The sequence below is a fragment of the Pelomonas sp. Root1444 genome, assembly GCF_001426885.1.
In the GTDB taxonomy this organism is placed as follows: domain Bacteria; phylum Pseudomonadota; class Gammaproteobacteria; order Burkholderiales; family Burkholderiaceae_C; genus Pelomonas.
This window is the reverse complement of record NZ_LMFP01000003.1, coordinates 963,947-980,750: the sequence shown is the minus strand read 5'-3', so window position 1 is coordinate 980,750 and position 16,804 is coordinate 963,947. Positions and strand designations below refer to the sequence as shown.

Genomic DNA, 16,804 nt, shown 5'->3' with positions numbered 1-16,804 from the left:
GGCCGGAGCGGCCCATCCTGTTGCGCCTGACCCCGGGCGCCCGGCCTCGCAAGGGGCCGCTTTTTTGGCATCGCGTACTGCATGACGTCACTGACCTTGCTCAACCGCTGCCTGGTTTGCAGCCTGCTGCTGGCCAGCGCTGTCGCCGCCCACGCCGACGGGCGCCAGATGGAAAAACTCGACCGCGGCACCGTCGCGCTGGCAGTGCCGTCGGGCGTCTTCGTCAGCTGGCGGCTGCTCGGCAGCGAGCCGGCCGGCGTGCAATTCAACGTCTATCGCGACGGCAAGCGCCTGAACCGCGAGCCGCAGGCGCTGACCCACCTGCTGGACCCGCAAGGCCGCGCCGACAGCCTCTACACGGTGCGGGCGGTGCTGGACGGCCGGGAGCAGGCCGCGCCCGCCGGTACGGCGCCGTGGCCTCAGCCCTACCTGCGCGTGCCGCTGCAAAAGCCCGAGGGCGGCACCACGCCCGATGGCGTGGCCTACACCTACCAGATGAACGACGGCGCGCCGGCGGACCTGGACGGCGACGGCCAGTACGAGCTGGTCGTCAAGTGGCAGCCCACCAACGCCAAGGACAACTCGCAGAAGGGTCACACCGGCAACACGCTGGTGGACGCCTACAAACTGGACGGCACGCGGCTGTGGCGCATCGACCTCGGGCGCAACATCCGCGCCGGCGCGCACTACACCCACATCGTGGCCTACGACCTCGACGGCGATGGCAAGGCCGAGGTGATGATGAAGACGGCCGACGGCACGGTCGACGGGCAGGGCAAGGTGATCGGCGACGCCAAGGCCGATTACCGCAACGAGGCGGGCTACGTGCTCGCCGGCCCGGAGTTCCTGACCGTCTTCAACGGCCGGACCGGCGCGGCCATGGCGACGGCCGACTACACGCCGCCCCGCGGGGACGTGAACGCCTGGGGCGACGGCTACGGCAACCGCGTCGACCGCTTCCTGGCCGGTGTCGCCTACCTCGACGGCCAGCGGCCCAGCGCCGTGTTCTCGCGCGGCTACTACACGCGTGCCGTCATCGCCGCCTGGGACTGGCGTGACGGCAAGCTGACGCAGCGCTGGATCTTCGACAGCGACAGCGATGCAGCGAGCAGGCCGCTGGCGGGGCAGGGCGCGCACTGGTTCTCGGTCGCGGACGTGAATGGCGATGGTCTGGACGACATCATCTACGGCGCCGCCACCCTGTCCGGCACCGGCAAGACGCTCTACAGCACCGGCCTGTGCCATGGCGACGCGCTGCACGTCAGCGCCTTCGACCCCGCGCGCGACGGCCAGCAGGTCTTCATGGTGCACGAGAGCCCGCGCTGCTACGGCGAGCAAGGCCTGGAGATGCACGACGCGGCCACCGGCAAGATCTTGTGGAGCATGTCGGGCAAGAACGCCGACGTGGGCCGCGGCGTCTGCTTTGACATCGACCCGGCCTACCCTGGCGCCGAATGCTGGGGCTCCGTCGGCGGCCTGATGAGTGCGGGTGGCAAGCCCATCAGCGAGCAGCACCCCAACCGCATGAACTTCGCCATCTGGTGGGACGGCGACCTGCTGCGCGAATCGCTGGACCACGTCGCCATCGACAAGTGGAACCCCGCCGCCTTCAAGTTCGAGAACCTGCTGAACGGCAAGACCTTCGGCGCCGCGTCCAACAACGGCACCAAGGGCAACCCGGTGTTGTCGGCCGACCTGTTCGGCGACTGGCGCGAGGAGGTGGTCTGGCGCAACGAGGACAGCACCGCGCTGCTGGTGTTCTCCACGGCCATGCCGACCGAGCACCGGCTGGTGACGCTGATGCACGATCCGCAGTACCGCGTGCAGGTCGCCGCTCAGAATGCCGGCTACAACCAGCCCCCGCACACCAGCTTCCACCTGGGGGCGGCCATGAAGGCGCCGCGCTACCTGCCCATCAAGGTCACGCCATGAAGCTCGTCGCCTCGCTCGCGCTGCTCGCTGCGCTCGTCGGTTGTGCCACCGCCCCCGAGCCCGCGCCGCGCCCGCTGTACCGCGACCCGGTGCTGGACGGCGCCGCCGACGTGTCCGTCGTCTTCAACCGCGGCCTGAAGCGCTGGGAGATGTTCTACACGAACCGCCGCGCGACGCTGCGGCTGGACGACCCCAAGGACGTGAGCTGGGTGCACGCCACGCCCATTGGCATCGCGACGACGGACGACGGCAACCACTGGCGTGCGTCGGGCGAGGCGAAGTTCCCGGCCGAATGCACCGGCACCACGCTGTGGGCGCCCGAGATCCAGGACTTCGATGGCGTCTACCACCTTTGGCTCACCATCGTGCCCGGCGTGCACAAGAGCTGGACCGGCGAGCGCCGCATCGAGCACCTGACCAGCGCCGACCTGCGCACCTGGCAATGCGCCGGCCGTGTGGACCTGGGTTCGCCCAAGGTCATCGACGCGTCCGTCATCCGCGCGCCGCAAGGCGGCTGGCGGATGTGGTTCAAGGACGAGCAGGCCGGCAGCAAGCTCAAGGTGGCCGACAGCCCCGACATGAAGACCTGGGCCGTGCGCGGTCAAGTGACGAGCCTGCCCGGTGAAGGCCCGACGGTCTTCCAGTTCGCCGGCAAATGGTGGCTGGTGGCCGACCTGTGGAAGGGCCTGCTGGTGCTGCGCTCCGACGATGCGCTGAACTGGGAAGAGCAGCCCACGCGGCTGCTGGCCGGCACGGGTCAGCATCCCACCGACCGCGCCCAGGGCCAGCATCCCGGCGTCAACGTGGTCGACGGCCGCGCCTATCTCTTCTACTTCACGCACCAGAGCGGCGAGCCCGAGGCGAAGACGGATGACCGCTGGCACCAGCGCACCGTCATCCAGGTGGCGGAGCTGCAAGTGAAGGACGGGTGGCTGACGCTGGACCGCAACGCGCCGCCGCCCGACCTGCGGCCTGCGTTCAGGGCGCGGTGATGCGCGCCCTGCTGCTGGGTCTGTGGATCGGTCTGGCTGGCGCCGCGCAAGCCGGGCTCCAGGTGGCAACGAAAGCCACGCCGGGCAGCATGCCGCTCGATGGCGCCGTCATCGTCGCGGCGCCGGACGCCGATCCGCTCGAAGCCTTCGTCGCCCAGGACCTCGCCGACGACCTGAAGCGGCTGGGCTTGCGCGCCAGTGTGGGCAACAAGGGCGCCGTGCAGGTCTGGATCGGCACGGCCGGCAGGCATCCGGCCATCGATGCCGCCGGCCTCGACCTGAGCCGGCTCAAGGGCTGCTGGGAGTGCTTCCAGATCGCGCTGCTGCGCGACCCGGCGCCGGGCGTGAGGCAGGCCCTCGTCGTTGCGGGCGCGGACCGCCGCGGCACGGCTTACGGCGCCTACACGCTGAGCCAGGCGCTCGGTGTGTCGCCCTGGCACTGGTGGGCCGACGTGGCGCCGCTCCAGCGCGGGCCGCTGCATGTCAGCCTCGACGCTCCGCTGCACGACGGCCCTGCCGTGAAGTACCGCGGCCTCTTCATCAACGACGAAGACTGGGGCCTGCAGCCCTGGGCCGCCCACACCTTCGAGCCCGAGGCCCGCAACATCGGCCCGCGCACCTACGAGCAAGTCTTCCGCCTGCTGCTGCGGCTGAAGGGCAACACGCTGTGGCCGGCCATGCACCAGGTGTCGGGCGCCTTCAATGCCAACGCGCGCCATGCCGGGCTGGCACAGCGCTACGGCATCGTCATGGGCTCGTCCCACGCCGAGCCGCTGCTGCGCAACAACGTCGCCGAGTGGAAGGCGCCGCACGAGCAGTACAACTACGCCACCCACGCCGAGCCGGTGCGCGACTATTGGGCCGAGCGGCTGAAAGCCAATGGCCGCTACGACAACCTCTACACGCTGGGCATGCGCGGCATCCACGACAGCGGCATGCAGGGCGGCGGCACGGTGGCCGAGAAGCAGGCGCTGCTGAACAGGCTGCTGGCCGACCAGCGCGAGCTGCTGGCTAAGCATGTCGGCGACCCGGCGACGCTGCCGCAAATCTTCGTGCCCTACAAGGAAGTGCTGCCGCTACTGCCCGGCCTGGCGCTGCCGGACGACGTGACGCTGGTCTGGCCCGACGACAACTTCGGCTACATCCGGCAGTTCCCGGATGCCGCTCAATCAAGGCGTTCGGGCGGCTCGGGCGTGTACTACCACCTGAGCTATCTCGGTGCGCCGCTGTCCTACCTGTGGCTGTCCACAACCCCTCCAGCCCTTGTCGCCGAGGAGATGGGCCGCGCCTTCGATGCCGGCGTGCAGCGGCTGTGGGTGGCCAACGCGGGCGACATCAAGCCGCACGAGGTCAACCTCAGCCATTGGTTCGACCTGGCCTGGAACCCGGCGGCCGTGCGCGCGCAGGGACAGGGCGGCTACCTGCGTGAACTGGCCCGGCGGCTGTTCGGCGTTGCCGAAATTGCCGAGATCTGGGACGGCTACTACCGCGTCAACTTCGAACGGCGGCCCGAGCATCTGCAGTTCCACCTTCCCGGCGAACGCGTGCGCCGCAGCGGCATGGCGCCGGCCGCTATCCACGAGCGCCTGACCCGCTTCGCCATGCTGCTGCACAGCCTCGACACGCTGCGCCCGCGCATCGCCGCGGCGCAGCGCGATGGCTTCTTCCAGCTCGTCGAATACCCGCTGCGCGCCTCGGCGCTGGCCAACGAGCGCTTCTTCGCGCTGGAGCGCTACGCGGCGACCATGGAGCGTGACCCGGCCGGCGCGCGCGCCCTCGCCGCGCAGGCCGTGCGCGCAGACCAGCGCCTGAAGGCCTTGACCGCCCGCTACAACAGCGGCCGCTGGGCCGGCATCCTGGCCGAGGAACCCGCGGACGGCCTGTGGACCAGCTACCGCCAGCAGGCGCCGCTGCTGCCCGCGGCGGGGCTGGGCGGCAGCGCGCCCGATGCACTGCGCGACCTGACGAATGCGGCGGCCGACCTGGCGCCGCTGCCCCTCATCGAGCCGATCGCACCGCTGCTGCGCGTCGGCGCCGCCGACGGCTGGCGTCGCGTGCCCGGCCTCGGCCGGGGCGACGGCGTGCTGGCAGCGCAGCGGGCCGGCGCGACGCTGACGCTGGAGTCGCCCGGGACCGATGCCGCGTGCCTGCGCGTCCACGTGCTGCCCACCTACACGCTGGCGGCCGGCGAGGCCTGGCAGGCCGAGGTCCTCGTCGACGGCCACGTCCACCCGCTGCGCTGGCCTCGTGGCACGCAGGACGCCGCCTGGGCCCAGGGCGTGCTGGCCAACCGCATCACGGCTTCGCTCACGTTGACCGGCAGCGCCGGCCCGTTGCGCCTGCAGGTCAAGGCCGGCCAGGCTGACCTGATGTTCGACGGCGCCGACCTGCAGCCCGGCGCGTGCCGCCCATGAAAAGGAACTGTGCGATGCAACGTCTTGTGTCTGTGGCGCTTGCGGCGCTGCTCGCCACGTCGGCGCAGGCGCAGAACCCGCTGGCCCTCGGCAAGGACCTGCGCACCGCCGACCCCTCCGGCCACGTCTGGCCTGACGGCAAGATGTGGCTCTACACCTCGCACGACGAGGAATGCCAGGCCGACTTCCACATGAAGGATTGGTATGCCTTCTCGTCGACCGACCTCGTCCACTGGACCAACCACGGCGCGGTGCTGTCGGTGAAGGACTTGAAGTGGGCCGACGACTACGCCTGGGCCCCCGACGCGGCCTACAGGAACGGCAAGTACTACCTCGTCTTCCCCGCCGGCACCGGCATCAAGGACCGGCAGAACCCCAAGAACAGCACCAAGTGGATGGGCATAGGCATCGCCGAGAGCGACAACCCCGCCGGCCCTTTCAAGGACATGATCGGCGCGCCGCTGTGGCGCAAGCCCTATGCCAATGATCCGGTGCTGTTCGTCGACGATGAGGAGAGCGGCGGCCGCGCCTACCTCTACAGCCGCACGTCGGGCGTCAACTACCTCGTGGCCGAAATGGCCGACGACATGCGCAGCCTCAAGGGCGAGCTGCAGAAGATGGACATGGGCGGCTACGAGCCACCGATGGAGGGGCCGTGGGTGTTCAAGCGCAACGGCCTGTACTACTTCACGATGCCCGAGCACAACCGCATCCTGACCTACTACACGGCCACCTCGCCCAAGGGCCCGTGGACCTACCGCGGCGTCATCATGGAGCAGGAGAACAACGCCAACAACCACCACTCCATCGTGCAGTTCAAGGGGCAGTGGGTGCTGTTCTATCACCGCTGGCTGGACGTGCCCGGCGCGGCCTGCGCGAGGAAGCAGCGGCATGTGGCGGCCGAGTACCTGCACTTCAATGACGACGGCACGATCCGCAAGGTGGAGCGGACGAACGAAGGCGTGGGTGATTTTCCCCGGCGGGCAACACCTGGCACCGCTGCAGGCGTGACAAAGTAGTTAGCGCGGTCGGCCGAGCGGCTCGCGCCCGTGCTGTCCTCGTGAGGGTCGGACTGAAGCCACTGCCGAATGCCGCTCCGGCCAGAGCCATGGGCGGGACGTCTGACCCGTCACCGTCCTGACGGAGCAGCAGGTCATCGAGCCGTACGCGCCGCCGGGCGAGGGCGGTTGAGCCTCTTGATCTTGACGATCCACTAAGGGGCTGACTACCCGCACACCTGAGCAGCGCCGCTTTCTGCGTGATCGCGATAGGGCTCCTGCTTCACGAAGGCCAGATCCGGACGGCGCGCGGCGGCCATGGTGCCGGGCAGGTGAGCCACCAGGCCGTTCAGATAGCGCTCCAGCTGGGTGTAGCCGGTGGCTGGATCGACGCGCGCGGCATCCGACGCGTCGCGCGGGTTCAGGCCCTGTCCTGTCTCCCACGCATCCGGCATGCCGTCCCCATCGCTGTCCAGCGGTGCGGGCTTGGATTGCAGCACCGGCCAGCCGCCCACTTCGCTCTGGCTGTTGATGAGCTTGCCGCGGCGCTGTCGCACGTCGGCGATGTGGCGCTGGTCCACCGCGTCGCGCGCGAGGGACGCGCCGACGCCGGCCAGCACGTGTTCCAGTGTCTTGTCGGGCGCGTCCACGCCGACGTGCGCGAACGGCAGCGGCGCTGCCAGCTTGTAGCCGTCGGGCAGCCCGCCGGGCAGATGCTGCGCATGGGCGCGCACCAGCGCCCACGGGTCGGCGGGCAACCGCCCGTCCATCGTGTTGCCGGCGAAGAAGGCGCGCGCGCCGGGGTTGCTTTCCTCGAACGCGAACGCGCCCTTGGAGTCGGGGCCGCGCAGGTAGACGTTGCCGACGAAGTTGTAGCTGGCGCGTTCGCCGTTGCGGTCGAGGTTGTAGCCGGCGCGCTCGGTGCCCCAGTTGTAGAAGACGTTGGCGCGGATGTCGTAGAAGCCACCGGTGCGGTCCTTGTCCTGCGCGAGGTAGTTGCCTGGGCGCGGCATGCGGTCCTGGTGGTGGACCCACAGGTTGTGGTGCATGGACAACCGCGTGCCGTGCGCGCCGCGCAACAGGCTGCCGAAGCCGTGGCAGGCGCCCTTCTTGGGCGCGTTGCAGTTGAGGGACTCGGCGATGACGCTCCATTGCACCGTGACGTGCTGGTAGGCCGGCCGGCCCAGGTCGGCGCGCGCGACCGAAACGGACAGAGCCTCGTCGGTGGACCAGCTCGCCGACACATGGTCCAGGATGATGCGCTGGCCCGAGCCGACGCTGATGGCGTCGTCGTCGGCGCCCGCCTCGTCGCCCAGGCGTGAGCGGATGAAGCGCACCACCACGTCGTCGGCGTCGATCAACAGCGGATGGTTGCGCAGCGTGATGCCGTCGCCGGGCGCCGTCTGGCCCGCGATGGTGATGCGGCCGTTCTTCACGTGCAGCGGTTTGGCGAGCGCGATGGTGCCGGACACCGCGAAGACAACGGTGCGCGGGCCGTCGGCCTCTATGGCGTCGCGCAGCGAACCCGGGCCGTGGTCGGCCAATGTCGTCACGTAGATCGCCCGGCCGCCCCGCCCGCCGATCGAGATGGCGCCTTCGCCCTCGGCGCCGGGAAAGGCCGGCGGGGCCTTCGCACCCGCGGGAGCGGGCGGCGTGCCGCAGGCGGCGAGCAGCAGCGCGGTGGCGAGGGCGGTGGTCGTTCTCATCGGTGTCGCTCGTTCAGTCGTCAACGGCAGGCTTGGCGCCGGGGGCGGCGGGCGCGTCCAGCGCCGTCAGCCGCAGCGCGATGCCGGGCTTGCCGGGCAGCTTGATCGGGTTCTTGGCGACGAAGTCGTAGCGGCCCTGCGGACTGAACTGCAGCGACTCCTTCACCGGCGTGATCGTCATGGCCCAGGTGTCGATGACCTCGGCCTTGAAGCGCTGGCCGTCGCGCAGGCCGGTCAGGTAGAGCCTGGGCAGCCATTCAGCCGGCGCCTGCTGGCCGAAGTAGACGAGGTAGTAGCGCCCGGGCTGGCCGGCGACGAAGACGTCCTCGAAGGTGTCGATGGGGTCGATGCCCTCGGCCGGCGCGGTGTCCAGGATCTGCTTGAGGAACGCGATCCGTGGCGGGCTTTGGCCGCGCAGCGCCTTGCCCTGCGCCAGCCAGATCGTGCCGTCGGCCGGATCGGGGATGAACTCGCTGTGCCCGCCGTAGCTGCCGGCGATGGTCACGGCCCAGAAGGCCTGCACCATCTGCTGGCCCGTCAGCTGCGCCCAGCGGCGGTCGTGGCGGCCCTCGTACTTCAGCTCGTCGAAGACGACCGGCTTGCGCCAGGCCTCGCGGAACAGCACCGCCCGGCTGGCTTCGGCCGCCGCCATGCCGTGCTGCATGCTGACGTGGGTGATCCAGCCCTCGGCCTGGTTGTAGATGCGCTTGCCGTTGTGGATGGAGCGCAGGTGGTTGTAGGGGTCGATGCGCTGCAGCAGCTGGCCGAGGTGTCCCCAGTCCGCATCCGTCTTGGTGCGGATGAAGTCGAACTCGTTGGCCAGCGACCACCAGACGTTGCGGTAGGCCGCCAGCCGCGCGACGAGATAGCGGGCATAGCGGTCGTCCTGCTCGCGGGTCATGCTGTCGAAGCCCCATTCGCGCTTGTCGTCGTAGGGGTGGTGCAGGATCAGGTCGGCCTCGATGCCGAGATCGCGCAGCTGGCCCACGCGCTGCTCCAGGTGGCGGAAGAAGGCGGGGTTGAAGCGCGCGCAGTCCCATTTGCGCGGCGGCGTGCCCGAGGACGCTTCACAAGGCCACAACGGCGGCGGATGCCTGTCGGTGCCCGCGGTCTGCGGGAACACCAGCATGCGCACCTTGTTGAAGGGCGCTGCGGCCAGCGTCTGCAGCGTCTGCTCTTCGAGCGCCGGGCCGCGGTGCGCCCAGCTGTACATCGTGGTGCCGACCGGCTTGTACGGCGTGCCGTCCGCATGGCCGAAGTGGTGGCCGTGCCGCACGCCGACCGGGCCGTGGTTGCCGGGCTTGGGCGGCGTGGCGGTGAACTCGCCCTGCTTGTTCGTCAGCGGCCAGCGGTTGCTGTGCGTCACCCACGTCCAGCGGCCCGGTCGCGGGGGCATGAAGCGCACACGGTAGACGCCGTCGCCGTCGTAGAAGCCGTCGACCTCGACGGTCTGGGCGCCGTCGCTGAAGCGGGCGCCGAGTTGCACGTCGACGAAGGGGTTGCCGTCCGCCGGGCCTTTCAGCTCGATCTCATGGATGCCCCACTGCTCGGTCGCCCGCCCGGTCGCCTGCGCAGCCGCGCCGCACAGGGCCAGCAGCAACGCCAGCGCTCGCCACAGTCTCATCGCCTCACTCCACCACCGGCTTCCAGCCGCCCAGCACGAACTCCGGCCGCTTGTAGTCGGCAATCAGCGCGGCGTCCTTCTCCATCGTCAGCTGGCGCGAAACCGGATGGCGCCTGCTCACGTCGACGGGCTTGCCCTGCAGGTCCGTCGTGTTGAATTCCCAGAACCGCACCTGCGAGCTGTCGAAGCCCGGCGCCTCTTCCACCGGCCCCCAGCCTTCGGGCGGGATGCCTTGCGTGCGCGTGTTGATCAGCACCATCTCCGCATGCGGGAAGTTGTCGGCGGTGCGCGTGGCCGAGTTGTTGCGCGGCAGGCGCGCGAACACCGCAGCGGGGTTGGCCACCGGGGCCGAGGCTGCCCAGGGCAGCGGCGCGTCGCTGGCGATGAAGCTGCAGTCGACGAACACGTTGCCATGCTGGCCGGCCGGCGTGCGCGTCCAGCTGAAGGGGCCGATGGATTGCAGCTCGGTGCGCAGGAAGTAGGCCGCCGCGTAGCCCAGGATGGTGTCGCCATGGCCGGTGAGCTTGCTGTCCTGCACGTACAGCGTGCCGTAGGTAGTCAACGCGTCGCCGCTGCCGTTGAGAGTCATGTCGCTCAGCACGATGCGCTCGCCGCGCGTCATCAGCGCCTCGGCCTGGCCGACGGCGTGGTTGCTGATCGTGAAGCTCGACAGCTGGATGTCCTCGCCATCGACGATGGAGAACGCCCAGCGCGCCCGCCCGCCGGGGTTGAAGGCGCTGTTGTTGGCATAGCCCACCTGCACCTTGTTGCGGCTCTCGCCGCGGATCGTCAGGTTGCGCTTCCCCGCCAGCGACACGATCTCCTCGTAGAAGCCGTTGCGGATGAAGATCGTCACGCGCTTCGCCGGCTTGCCGGGCACGAAGTCGACGGCACCCTGCACGGTCGCGAAGTCGCCGCTGCCGTCGGCCGCGACGACCAGGCGTGGGCTGTCTGCCGCGGGCGGCGCCTTGCGCGTGGCGAAGGTCCACGCGATGGCAGCCGGCTGCAGCACGCCGCCGTCCACCGTCACGCGGTAGCGGCGGCCGTAGGCCAGCACGCCATGGTGCGGATAGATCGTGGCCACGTTGCCGCGCACGATGACGGGCCGGAAATGCCAGTCGCGGCCCGCGATGCGGGTGGACTGGTAGGCGTTCTTCGCTGCGTCGGCCGTGGCCTCGGCCGGTGCCATGCGGCGGTTGGGTGATGCGGAGATGGCCAGGTCCAGCGTGTCGACCACGCGGCCATCGTCGGCGTCATGGATACGGATCAGCCCGGAGCTGCCCAGCGTGGGCGGGCTGTCGAAGCGGATGGCGAGCTGGGTGTCGGGGCTGACGCCGGTGGCCTGCGGCGCGGGTGACGGCACGGGCGAAGCTTCCTGTCCCCAGGCCACCGCCGGCAGGCAGGCGGCCCACAGGAGCAGGGACTTCAACGGGTGCGCGGCAGCCCGTGTCGCAGGCACATTCATCAAGGGCTCGGCCTCTTCGGCTGGGCCACGCCGCGCCACAGCGCCATGGTGCGGGCCGTGCGGCTGGGGGGCTCCGGCACCTTCCCCTGCATGAGCTTCACCACGGCCTGGGTGGTGCGGACCAGGAAGGGCAGCGAGAACAAAAGCGGCATCGCCACCACGCGAAGCGCCTCGGGCGTTTCCACCTTGAACGATGCCAGCTGGCGCACGGTGGACGGCAGCGTGTGCACGTATTGCGCGAGCTGGCCGGTGACGGCGCTGTGCCAGTCGGCGTCCACGCCGCTCATCGCGCAGCGCTGGCGCTGGCTGAGGTGGAAGGCCGGCGGCTCTCCACGGGCCAGGCGGCGGCGCAACTCGGCCTGCAACTCGGGTGGCAGGTTCCGCAGGTACTCGTGCCCTTCGAGTTCGCTTTGCCGATGTTGCACATCCGCGCGCAAGGCCGCGGCGCGCGCATCGCCGGGGGCCGCTTCGGCGGACATCTTCAGGTGGCGGGTCTGGTCATGCAGTTCCCACAGCAACAGGCGGAAGGCGCGCTCTGCGGTGCCCACATCGTGCCCCGCCACGTACTCGAAGGCATCGTGGGCTTCCACGACGCAGCGCGCCACGGCGCTCATGGGCGGCACGCCCCACAGGTCGGCGGGCATGCGCTGGTTGGCGTCACCCGCCAGGTTGCGCAGCGAGATGCAGTGCGTCAGCAGCGTCATGAAGATCTGCTCGCCGTAGCGGATGTGCGCCGCCGGCGCGGCCTGCCCGAAAAGCGCCGAGGCGACGGCCTTGGCGTGCTCCATGACGGCATCGAATTCGCGCACCTTGTTCCGGTAGTCGCCCCAGTTGTTGATCTCTTGCAGCATGCGTGGCCCGTTGTTCCAGTGCCGCGAGCGTAGCGAATGTCTCAGCCGGTCAGCTTCGAGGCCATCCACCGCGCCGCCAGCGCCGGCCATTGGTCGTGCGTGCCGTCCAGCCCGCGCAGCGCAAACCCATGCTCGGCCTGCGGGAAGACATGCGCCTCCACGTCCAGCCCGTGCTGTTGCGCCGCGACGATGAGGTTGAGCGCATGCTGGACCGGCACGATGGGGTCGTGCAGCGCATAGGCGAGAAACACCGGGCACTTCGGCAGGCCGTGCGGCTGGCTCGCGATGCCGATGGGCCAGGCGTCGTAGAAGGCCTGCTTTTCGGGTGGGGCGAAGTCGGGCTTGGCGGGCGGGAACTTGTGGTCGCGGTGGTTGGCGTTCAGCGGCGCGTAGGCGATGACGGCGCCGGCCGATTTCCGTCGGCAGGCCATCACGCCGGCCAGGTGGCCGCCGGAGGACAGGCCGACGTGCAGCAGGGGCAGCGGCGGCAGTGCGGCGAGGTGGTCGAGTGCTGCCACGCCGTCCTGCAGCGCGATGTCGAAAGGGTGGCCGTCCTGGCCGGGCAGGCGGTGCACGAGCACGTAGGCGTCCAGCCCCAGCGTGTTCAGCCACTGCGCGACCTCGACGCCTTCCTTGTCATGCATCAGCTGCAGGTAGCCGCCGCCGGCGTAGACGAGCGCCCGGCCGCGGGCGGGTGTGGGCGACGGATGGGGGTGCAGCTCGGCGCGGGTGGGGCGGCGGCAGATGCGGTCGGGTGCGTCGCCGTCGAAGACATTGGGCTCGCCTGCGGACAACGCGATGACGCTCATGGCTTCACGGTCTCGCGCAAGGGAAGCCCGAAGTCCGGCATGCCGTCGGTCGTGAAGCGCAGCGGCTGCACGCGTGTGGCGCGGCCGGTGTCCTTCAGCGGGTCGCCGACGATGTCGCGGTAGTTGCGCGCATGGAAGACGTTCAGCACCGTGCCGTCCGGCTCCACGACGAAGCTGTTGTGGCCGGGGCCGTACTGGCTGTTCTCGGGGCTGGTGCTGAAGACCGGCCCGGGCGACTTGCGCCAGCTCTTCACGTCCATCAGGTCGGCGTTCTCGTCGGCCCACAGCAGGCCCAGGCAGTACTCGGCACCGGTGCCGGCGGCCGAGTAGGTCATGAACACGCGCCCGCCATGCACGAGCACCGCGGGTGCCTCGTTGACCATGTGGCGCACCTGCTCCCAGGCGTACTCGGGCTGGCTCAGCCGCACCTGCGGGCCTTCGAGCTCGGTCGGGCTCTTCATGCGCGACAGGTAGATGTTGGTGCTGTGGTTCCTGCTCGCCGGGTCGTTCTGCGCCCAGGCCATGTAGCGCTTGCCGCGGTGCTCGAAGACGGTGGCGTCCAGCGTGAACGTGTCCCACTGCGTCTGGATCTGCCCGCGCTCGGTCCACTCGCCCTGCAGCGGGTCGGGCGACGCGTTCTCCAGCGTCCACAGGCGGATCTTCCACGGCTCCTTGGCCTCGCCGGCGCTGAAGTGGATGTACCAGCGGCCGTCCAGGAAGGCCAGTTCGGGCGCCCAGATGTGCTTGCTCATCGGCCCCTGCGCATGCTGGCGCCAGACGACCTTGGGCTCGGCGGTGGCCAGGCCGGCGATGGAGCGTGCGCGGCGCAGCTCCAGCCGGTCGTACTCGGGCACGGTGGCCATCAGGTAGTACCACTCGCCGTGGCGCAGGACCTGCGGGTCGGCGCGCTGGGCAATGAGCGGGTTGGGCCATGGCAGGGGCGCCGGGGCGGCGGCGGCCGCTGGCTGCGCCGAGGCAGGCAGTGCGGGTGCCAACAGCGTGGCGGCAGTGGCGGCAAGGGCGAGGCGGCGACGGAGGGTAGGGGATGGGGACATGGTTCAGGGCAGTCGATAGAACTCGGCCTCGACGATAGCCAATACGCCGCGGCCCAGGCGGCTGGCGCCGGTGTCGACGATCTTCTGGTTGGCCACCTCGGTGTTGGCAGCGTCGGCGCCACCCTGGGCGTCGCCGGTCAGCTCGATGCTGACGACCTGGCCGTGGTGGGCCTTCAGCGGCAGTGTCACGTAGCCGAGGCTGCGCGGCGTCAGGCCTTGGTAGACGGGCATGCCATCGACGCTGATGCGCAGCGGGTACTGGCGCTCGCGCCAGCCACCGAGCTTGAGCGTGAGCTCGCTGAGCGTCGCCGCCTCGGCCAGGTGGAAGCGGATGGCGCCCTGGCCGGACGCGCTCGTCCATGACGTGCTCTCGTCGTCGTCAAAGGCCTTGGCCGCGTCGCCGCTGGCGGCCTCGGCGCTGGCCACGGGCACGGCGATGCGGCCGACGGTGAAGGCCGGCGTGGCGGGTGTCGCGCCCCGCGCGGATTGCGGGGGCACGCCGTCTGCGGGGAAGCGCTTGCTCAGGCCGCCGACAATCTCGACGCGTTGCGAGCGCAGCTCGAGCATGGCGGGGGCGAGGCCTTGCGCCTCGGCGCGCAACCTGATGGTGCCCGCCTCGGTGGTGCTGCGCACCAGCACGCGATTGACGCCGCCTTCCACCGGCAGCTCGCGCGCCAGCACGAAGTTGCCCGGCCCCTGCGCGATGCCGCCGCGCCATTCGGCCGGGCCGTCGAGCGTGAACTTCACGGTGTCCAGCGCGATGGGGTTGCGGCGGCCCTGCGCGTCGACCACCTCGACCTGCACCAACGCCAGGTCGGCGCCATCGGCCTGCAGGCGCTGCGGATGCGTCTGTGCCGTCAGCTTCAGCGCAGCCGGTGCGCCGGCGGTGACGCGGACGTCCTCGCAGACCTGGCGGCCGTCCTTGTCCAGGCCGATGGCGCGCAGTTCACCGGGCTCGAAGCGCACGTTCTCGAAGCGGAAGACGAAGGGCTCGCTCGCGTCCACGGCGCCCAGCGGCTTGCCGTTCAGCGTCAGCAGCACGCGCGCGGCGCTGGAGATGACGGTGATGGTCTTGATCGTGCCGGTCGCGTAGTTCCAGTGGCCAAGCAGATGCGCGCGGGGGTGCTCGACATCGACCCATCCGTCCCACACCACCTGGTGCGCGAAGAAGCCGTCCTTGGGGATGCGCATCGCGTCCACCTCGCCGCTGCGGCGGTAGTTCTCGGCGCCACGGTGGTGGGTGTTGCTGTCGCTGAAGATGATGTTGACGCCGCCCGACGACACGCGCGTGCCGGTGCCGGGGCGCTCGCGCCAGTAGTCCACCCAGCGGCGCACGTTCTCCAGCGCGTGGGAGTCCTGGTTGTGGTTGTAGCTTGGGGCGGGCTCACCCTTGTGCGGCGGGCCGTCGCCGTTCTTGTGGAAGGGCGGCGAGAGTTCGTCCCAGAACTTGCGGGCACCTTCGTCGCGGGAGTACTCCATGGCCCACATCGGCCGCCGCGCGCTCTTGTTGATGTAGAGCATCTCGCCGCCATACTCCGCCACGCCCTGCAGCGCCCGGGACAGCATCTCGCGGCTGCCTGCCGCGCGGCCGCCGTGCGGGTCGAAGCGGTCGCGCAGCGCACGCACCTCCGCCATGTGCTCGGCGCTGACCCCGCGGTTGCCCGCCTCATACATCACGATGCTCGGGTTGTTGCGGAAGTAGACGATCGCGTCGCGCATCGCCTCCATGCGCTGCTCCCAGCGCCGGCCGGTCACGTCGGCCTCGGAGTCGCCCGCCGGCATGGCCTGCATGAGGCCGATGCGGTCCAGCGACTCGACGTCCTGCTTCCACGGCGCCGTGTGCATCCAGCGCACGAAGTTGGCATTGCTCGCCAGCATCTGGCCGTTGCCGTAGTCGCTGAGCCAGGGCGGCACGGAAAGGCCGATGGCCGGCCATTCGTTGGACGTGCGTTGGGCATAGCCCTTGAGCTGGATGACGCGGCCGTTGAGCTTGACCATGCCGTTCGCGAATTCGGTCTGGCGGAAGCCGGTGCGTGTGTTGACGGTGTCGATCGGTTTGCCGTCGACGGTCAGCGTCGTCTGCACGTCGTACAGCGCGCCGTGGCCCCAGCTCCAGAACTGCAGGCCTTTCACGGGTGCGCGGGCGGCGACGGTGGTGGTGGCGCCGGCTGCGACGGTTTGCAGGGGCGCCTTGAAGGCGGCGACCACCTTGCCGCCGCGGTCACGCAGCGTCACGGCATAGCCGAAGCGGCGCGGCTGGTCATGCTCGTTGCGCACCTGCGCCTCGGCGGTGACGGTCGCGCGCCCGGCCTGGATGTCGAAATCGGACGCGTGCACGTAGACGCCGGTGGTGCCGAGGTTGGAGAACAGCGGCAGCGTCTGGTAGAGCTTGTCGGTGACATGCAGGCGCAGGTTCTTGGGCAGGCCGCCGTAGTTGGCGTTGAAGTTGCGGTCGGCCCACTGGTAGCGCTGGCCGGTGGCCTGCTCGCGGTAGTCCCAGCGGTTGTCGGTGCGCACGGCGATGAGGTTGTCGCCGGGCTTGACGGCCCGGCTGAGGTCGAAGCCGAAGGCGGTGATGCCGTTCTCGTGCAGGCCGATGCGTTGGCCGTTGACCCACACCTCCGCGGCTTGTCGTGCGCCTTCGAACTCGATGAAGACCTTGCGCTGGCCGACGTCCTTGGGCAGCGTGAAGTGCTTGCGGTACCAGGCGATGCCGGTGCGGTGGTCGACGATGTCCTTGGCGAAGGCGTCGTCTTCGTTCCAGGCGCGAGGGAGGGTGACGGGTTTCCAGGCGGCGTCGTCGAAAGCGCGGGCTTCGGCGCCGGAGGCGTCGCCGATGTGGAGGCGCCAGGCAGGGTTGAAGTTGTAGGTTTCCCGGGCGGCGTGGGCCGATAGGGCGAGGGTGAGGATTGCCAGGAAGGTGGCAATGCGTTGCGGCGTCATGCTCGATGACCGGTG

11 protein-coding genes are annotated in these 16,804 nt (G+C 70.0%); 4 read left to right on the top strand and 7 right to left on the bottom strand.

Going from position 1 to position 16,804, the window contains the following annotated elements; all coding sequences use genetic code 11:
- Nucleotides 1-81 precede the first annotated feature (81 nt).
- The 4 genes from ASD35_RS07285 to ASD35_RS07270 are packed head-to-tail and all read left to right on the top strand — an operon-like array spanning nt 82 to nt 6,357.
- The gene (locus ASD35_RS07285) at nt 82-1,932 is read left to right on the top strand and encodes a rhamnogalacturonan lyase (protein ID WP_056874201.1); all 1,851 of its coding nucleotides are present in this window, start codon (nt 82-84) and stop codon (nt 1,930-1,932) included.
- Nucleotides 1,929-2,924, top strand: coding sequence for a glycoside hydrolase family 43 (locus ASD35_RS07280; RefSeq protein WP_056874200.1), 996 nt, complete (start codon nt 1,929-1,931; stop codon nt 2,922-2,924). Before ASD35_RS07285 ends, ASD35_RS07280 begins: the two co-directional genes overlap by 4 nt.
- Nucleotides 2,924-5,338 carry a glycosyl hydrolase 115 family protein gene (locus ASD35_RS07275; RefSeq protein WP_056874199.1) on the top strand — a complete coding sequence of 805 codons (2,415 nt, stop codon included), beginning with the start codon at nt 2,924-2,926 and terminating at the stop codon, nt 5,336-5,338. Before ASD35_RS07280 ends, ASD35_RS07275 begins: the two co-directional genes overlap by 1 nt.
- 14 nt (nt 5,339-5,352) lie before the next feature.
- Nucleotides 5,353-6,357, top strand: coding sequence for a family 43 glycosylhydrolase (locus ASD35_RS07270; RefSeq protein WP_056874198.1), 1,005 nt, complete (start codon nt 5,353-5,355; stop codon nt 6,355-6,357).
- A gap of 206 nt (nt 6,358-6,563) precedes the next feature.
- Here ASD35_RS07270 and ASD35_RS07265 read toward each other — a convergent pair whose 3' ends face one another.
- From ASD35_RS07265 to ASD35_RS07235, 7 genes are read right to left on the bottom strand one after another with little or no spacing between them, the layout of a single operon-like run.
- Complete coding sequence (locus ASD35_RS07265; RefSeq protein ID WP_082579970.1) at nt 6,564-8,042, bottom strand: polysaccharide lyase family 1 protein; 1,479 nt, start codon at nt 8,040-8,042, stop codon at nt 6,564-6,566.
- A gap of 13 nt (nt 8,043-8,055) precedes the next feature.
- Nucleotides 8,056-9,666 (bottom strand): DUF5060 domain-containing protein, encoded by a 1,611-nt coding sequence (locus tag ASD35_RS07260; RefSeq protein WP_056874197.1) that lies wholly within the window; start codon nt 9,664-9,666, stop codon nt 8,056-8,058.
- A gap of 4 nt (nt 9,667-9,670) precedes the next feature.
- Nucleotides 9,671-11,095: a pectinesterase family protein gene (locus ASD35_RS07255; RefSeq protein WP_056874196.1), complete on the bottom strand. Its 1,425-nt coding sequence runs from the start codon at nt 11,093-11,095 to the stop codon at nt 9,671-9,673.
- A 35-nt stretch (nt 11,096-11,130) separates the two neighbouring features.
- Nucleotides 11,131-11,982 (bottom strand): hypothetical protein, encoded by an 852-nt coding sequence (locus tag ASD35_RS07250; RefSeq protein ID WP_056874195.1) that lies wholly within the window; start codon nt 11,980-11,982, stop codon nt 11,131-11,133.
- Nucleotides 11,983-12,023: 41 nt separating this feature from the next.
- A complete protein-coding gene (locus ASD35_RS07245) occupies nt 12,024-12,791 on the bottom strand; it encodes an alpha/beta hydrolase (protein ID WP_056874194.1) in 768 nt (255 codons plus the stop codon).
- A complete protein-coding gene (locus ASD35_RS07240) occupies nt 12,788-13,846 on the bottom strand; it encodes a family 43 glycosylhydrolase (protein WP_056874193.1) in 1,059 nt (352 codons plus the stop codon). The genes ASD35_RS07245 and ASD35_RS07240 overlap by 4 nt, the downstream gene beginning before the upstream one ends.
- A 3-nt stretch (nt 13,847-13,849) precedes the next feature.
- Nucleotides 13,850-16,789: a sugar-binding domain-containing protein gene (locus tag ASD35_RS07235; protein WP_056874192.1), complete on the bottom strand. Its 2,940-nt coding sequence runs from the start codon at nt 16,787-16,789 to the stop codon at nt 13,850-13,852.
- Nucleotides 16,790-16,804: the final 15 nt, after the last annotated feature.

Coding starts and splice junctions, on each gene's coding strand:
- ASD35_RS07285 (WP_056874201.1), top strand. CDS start 82: ATGACGTCACTGACCTTGCTCAACCGCTGCCTGGTTTGCAGCCTGCTG.
- ASD35_RS07280 (WP_056874200.1), top strand. CDS start 1,929: ATGAAGCTCGTCGCCTCGCTCGCGCTGCTCGCTGCGCTCGTCGGTTGT.
- ASD35_RS07275 (WP_056874199.1), top strand. CDS start 2,924: ATGCGCGCCCTGCTGCTGGGTCTGTGGATCGGTCTGGCTGGCGCCGCG.
- ASD35_RS07270 (WP_056874198.1), top strand. CDS start 5,353: ATGCAACGTCTTGTGTCTGTGGCGCTTGCGGCGCTGCTCGCCACGTCG.
- ASD35_RS07265 (WP_082579970.1), bottom strand. CDS start 8,042: ATGAGAACGACCACCGCCCTCGCCACCGCGCTGCTGCTCGCCGCCTGC.
- ASD35_RS07260 (WP_056874197.1), bottom strand. CDS start 9,666: ATGAGACTGTGGCGAGCGCTGGCGTTGCTGCTGGCCCTGTGCGGCGCG.
- ASD35_RS07250 (WP_056874195.1), bottom strand. CDS start 11,982: ATGCTGCAAGAGATCAACAACTGGGGCGACTACCGGAACAAGGTGCGC.
- ASD35_RS07245 (WP_056874194.1), bottom strand. CDS start 12,791: ATGAGCGTCATCGCGTTGTCCGCAGGCGAGCCCAATGTCTTCGACGGC.
- ASD35_RS07240 (WP_056874193.1), bottom strand. CDS start 13,846: ATGTCCCCATCCCCTACCCTCCGTCGCCGCCTCGCCCTTGCCGCCACT.
- ASD35_RS07235 (WP_056874192.1), bottom strand. CDS start 16,789: ATGACGCCGCAACGCATTGCCACCTTCCTGGCAATCCTCACCCTCGCC.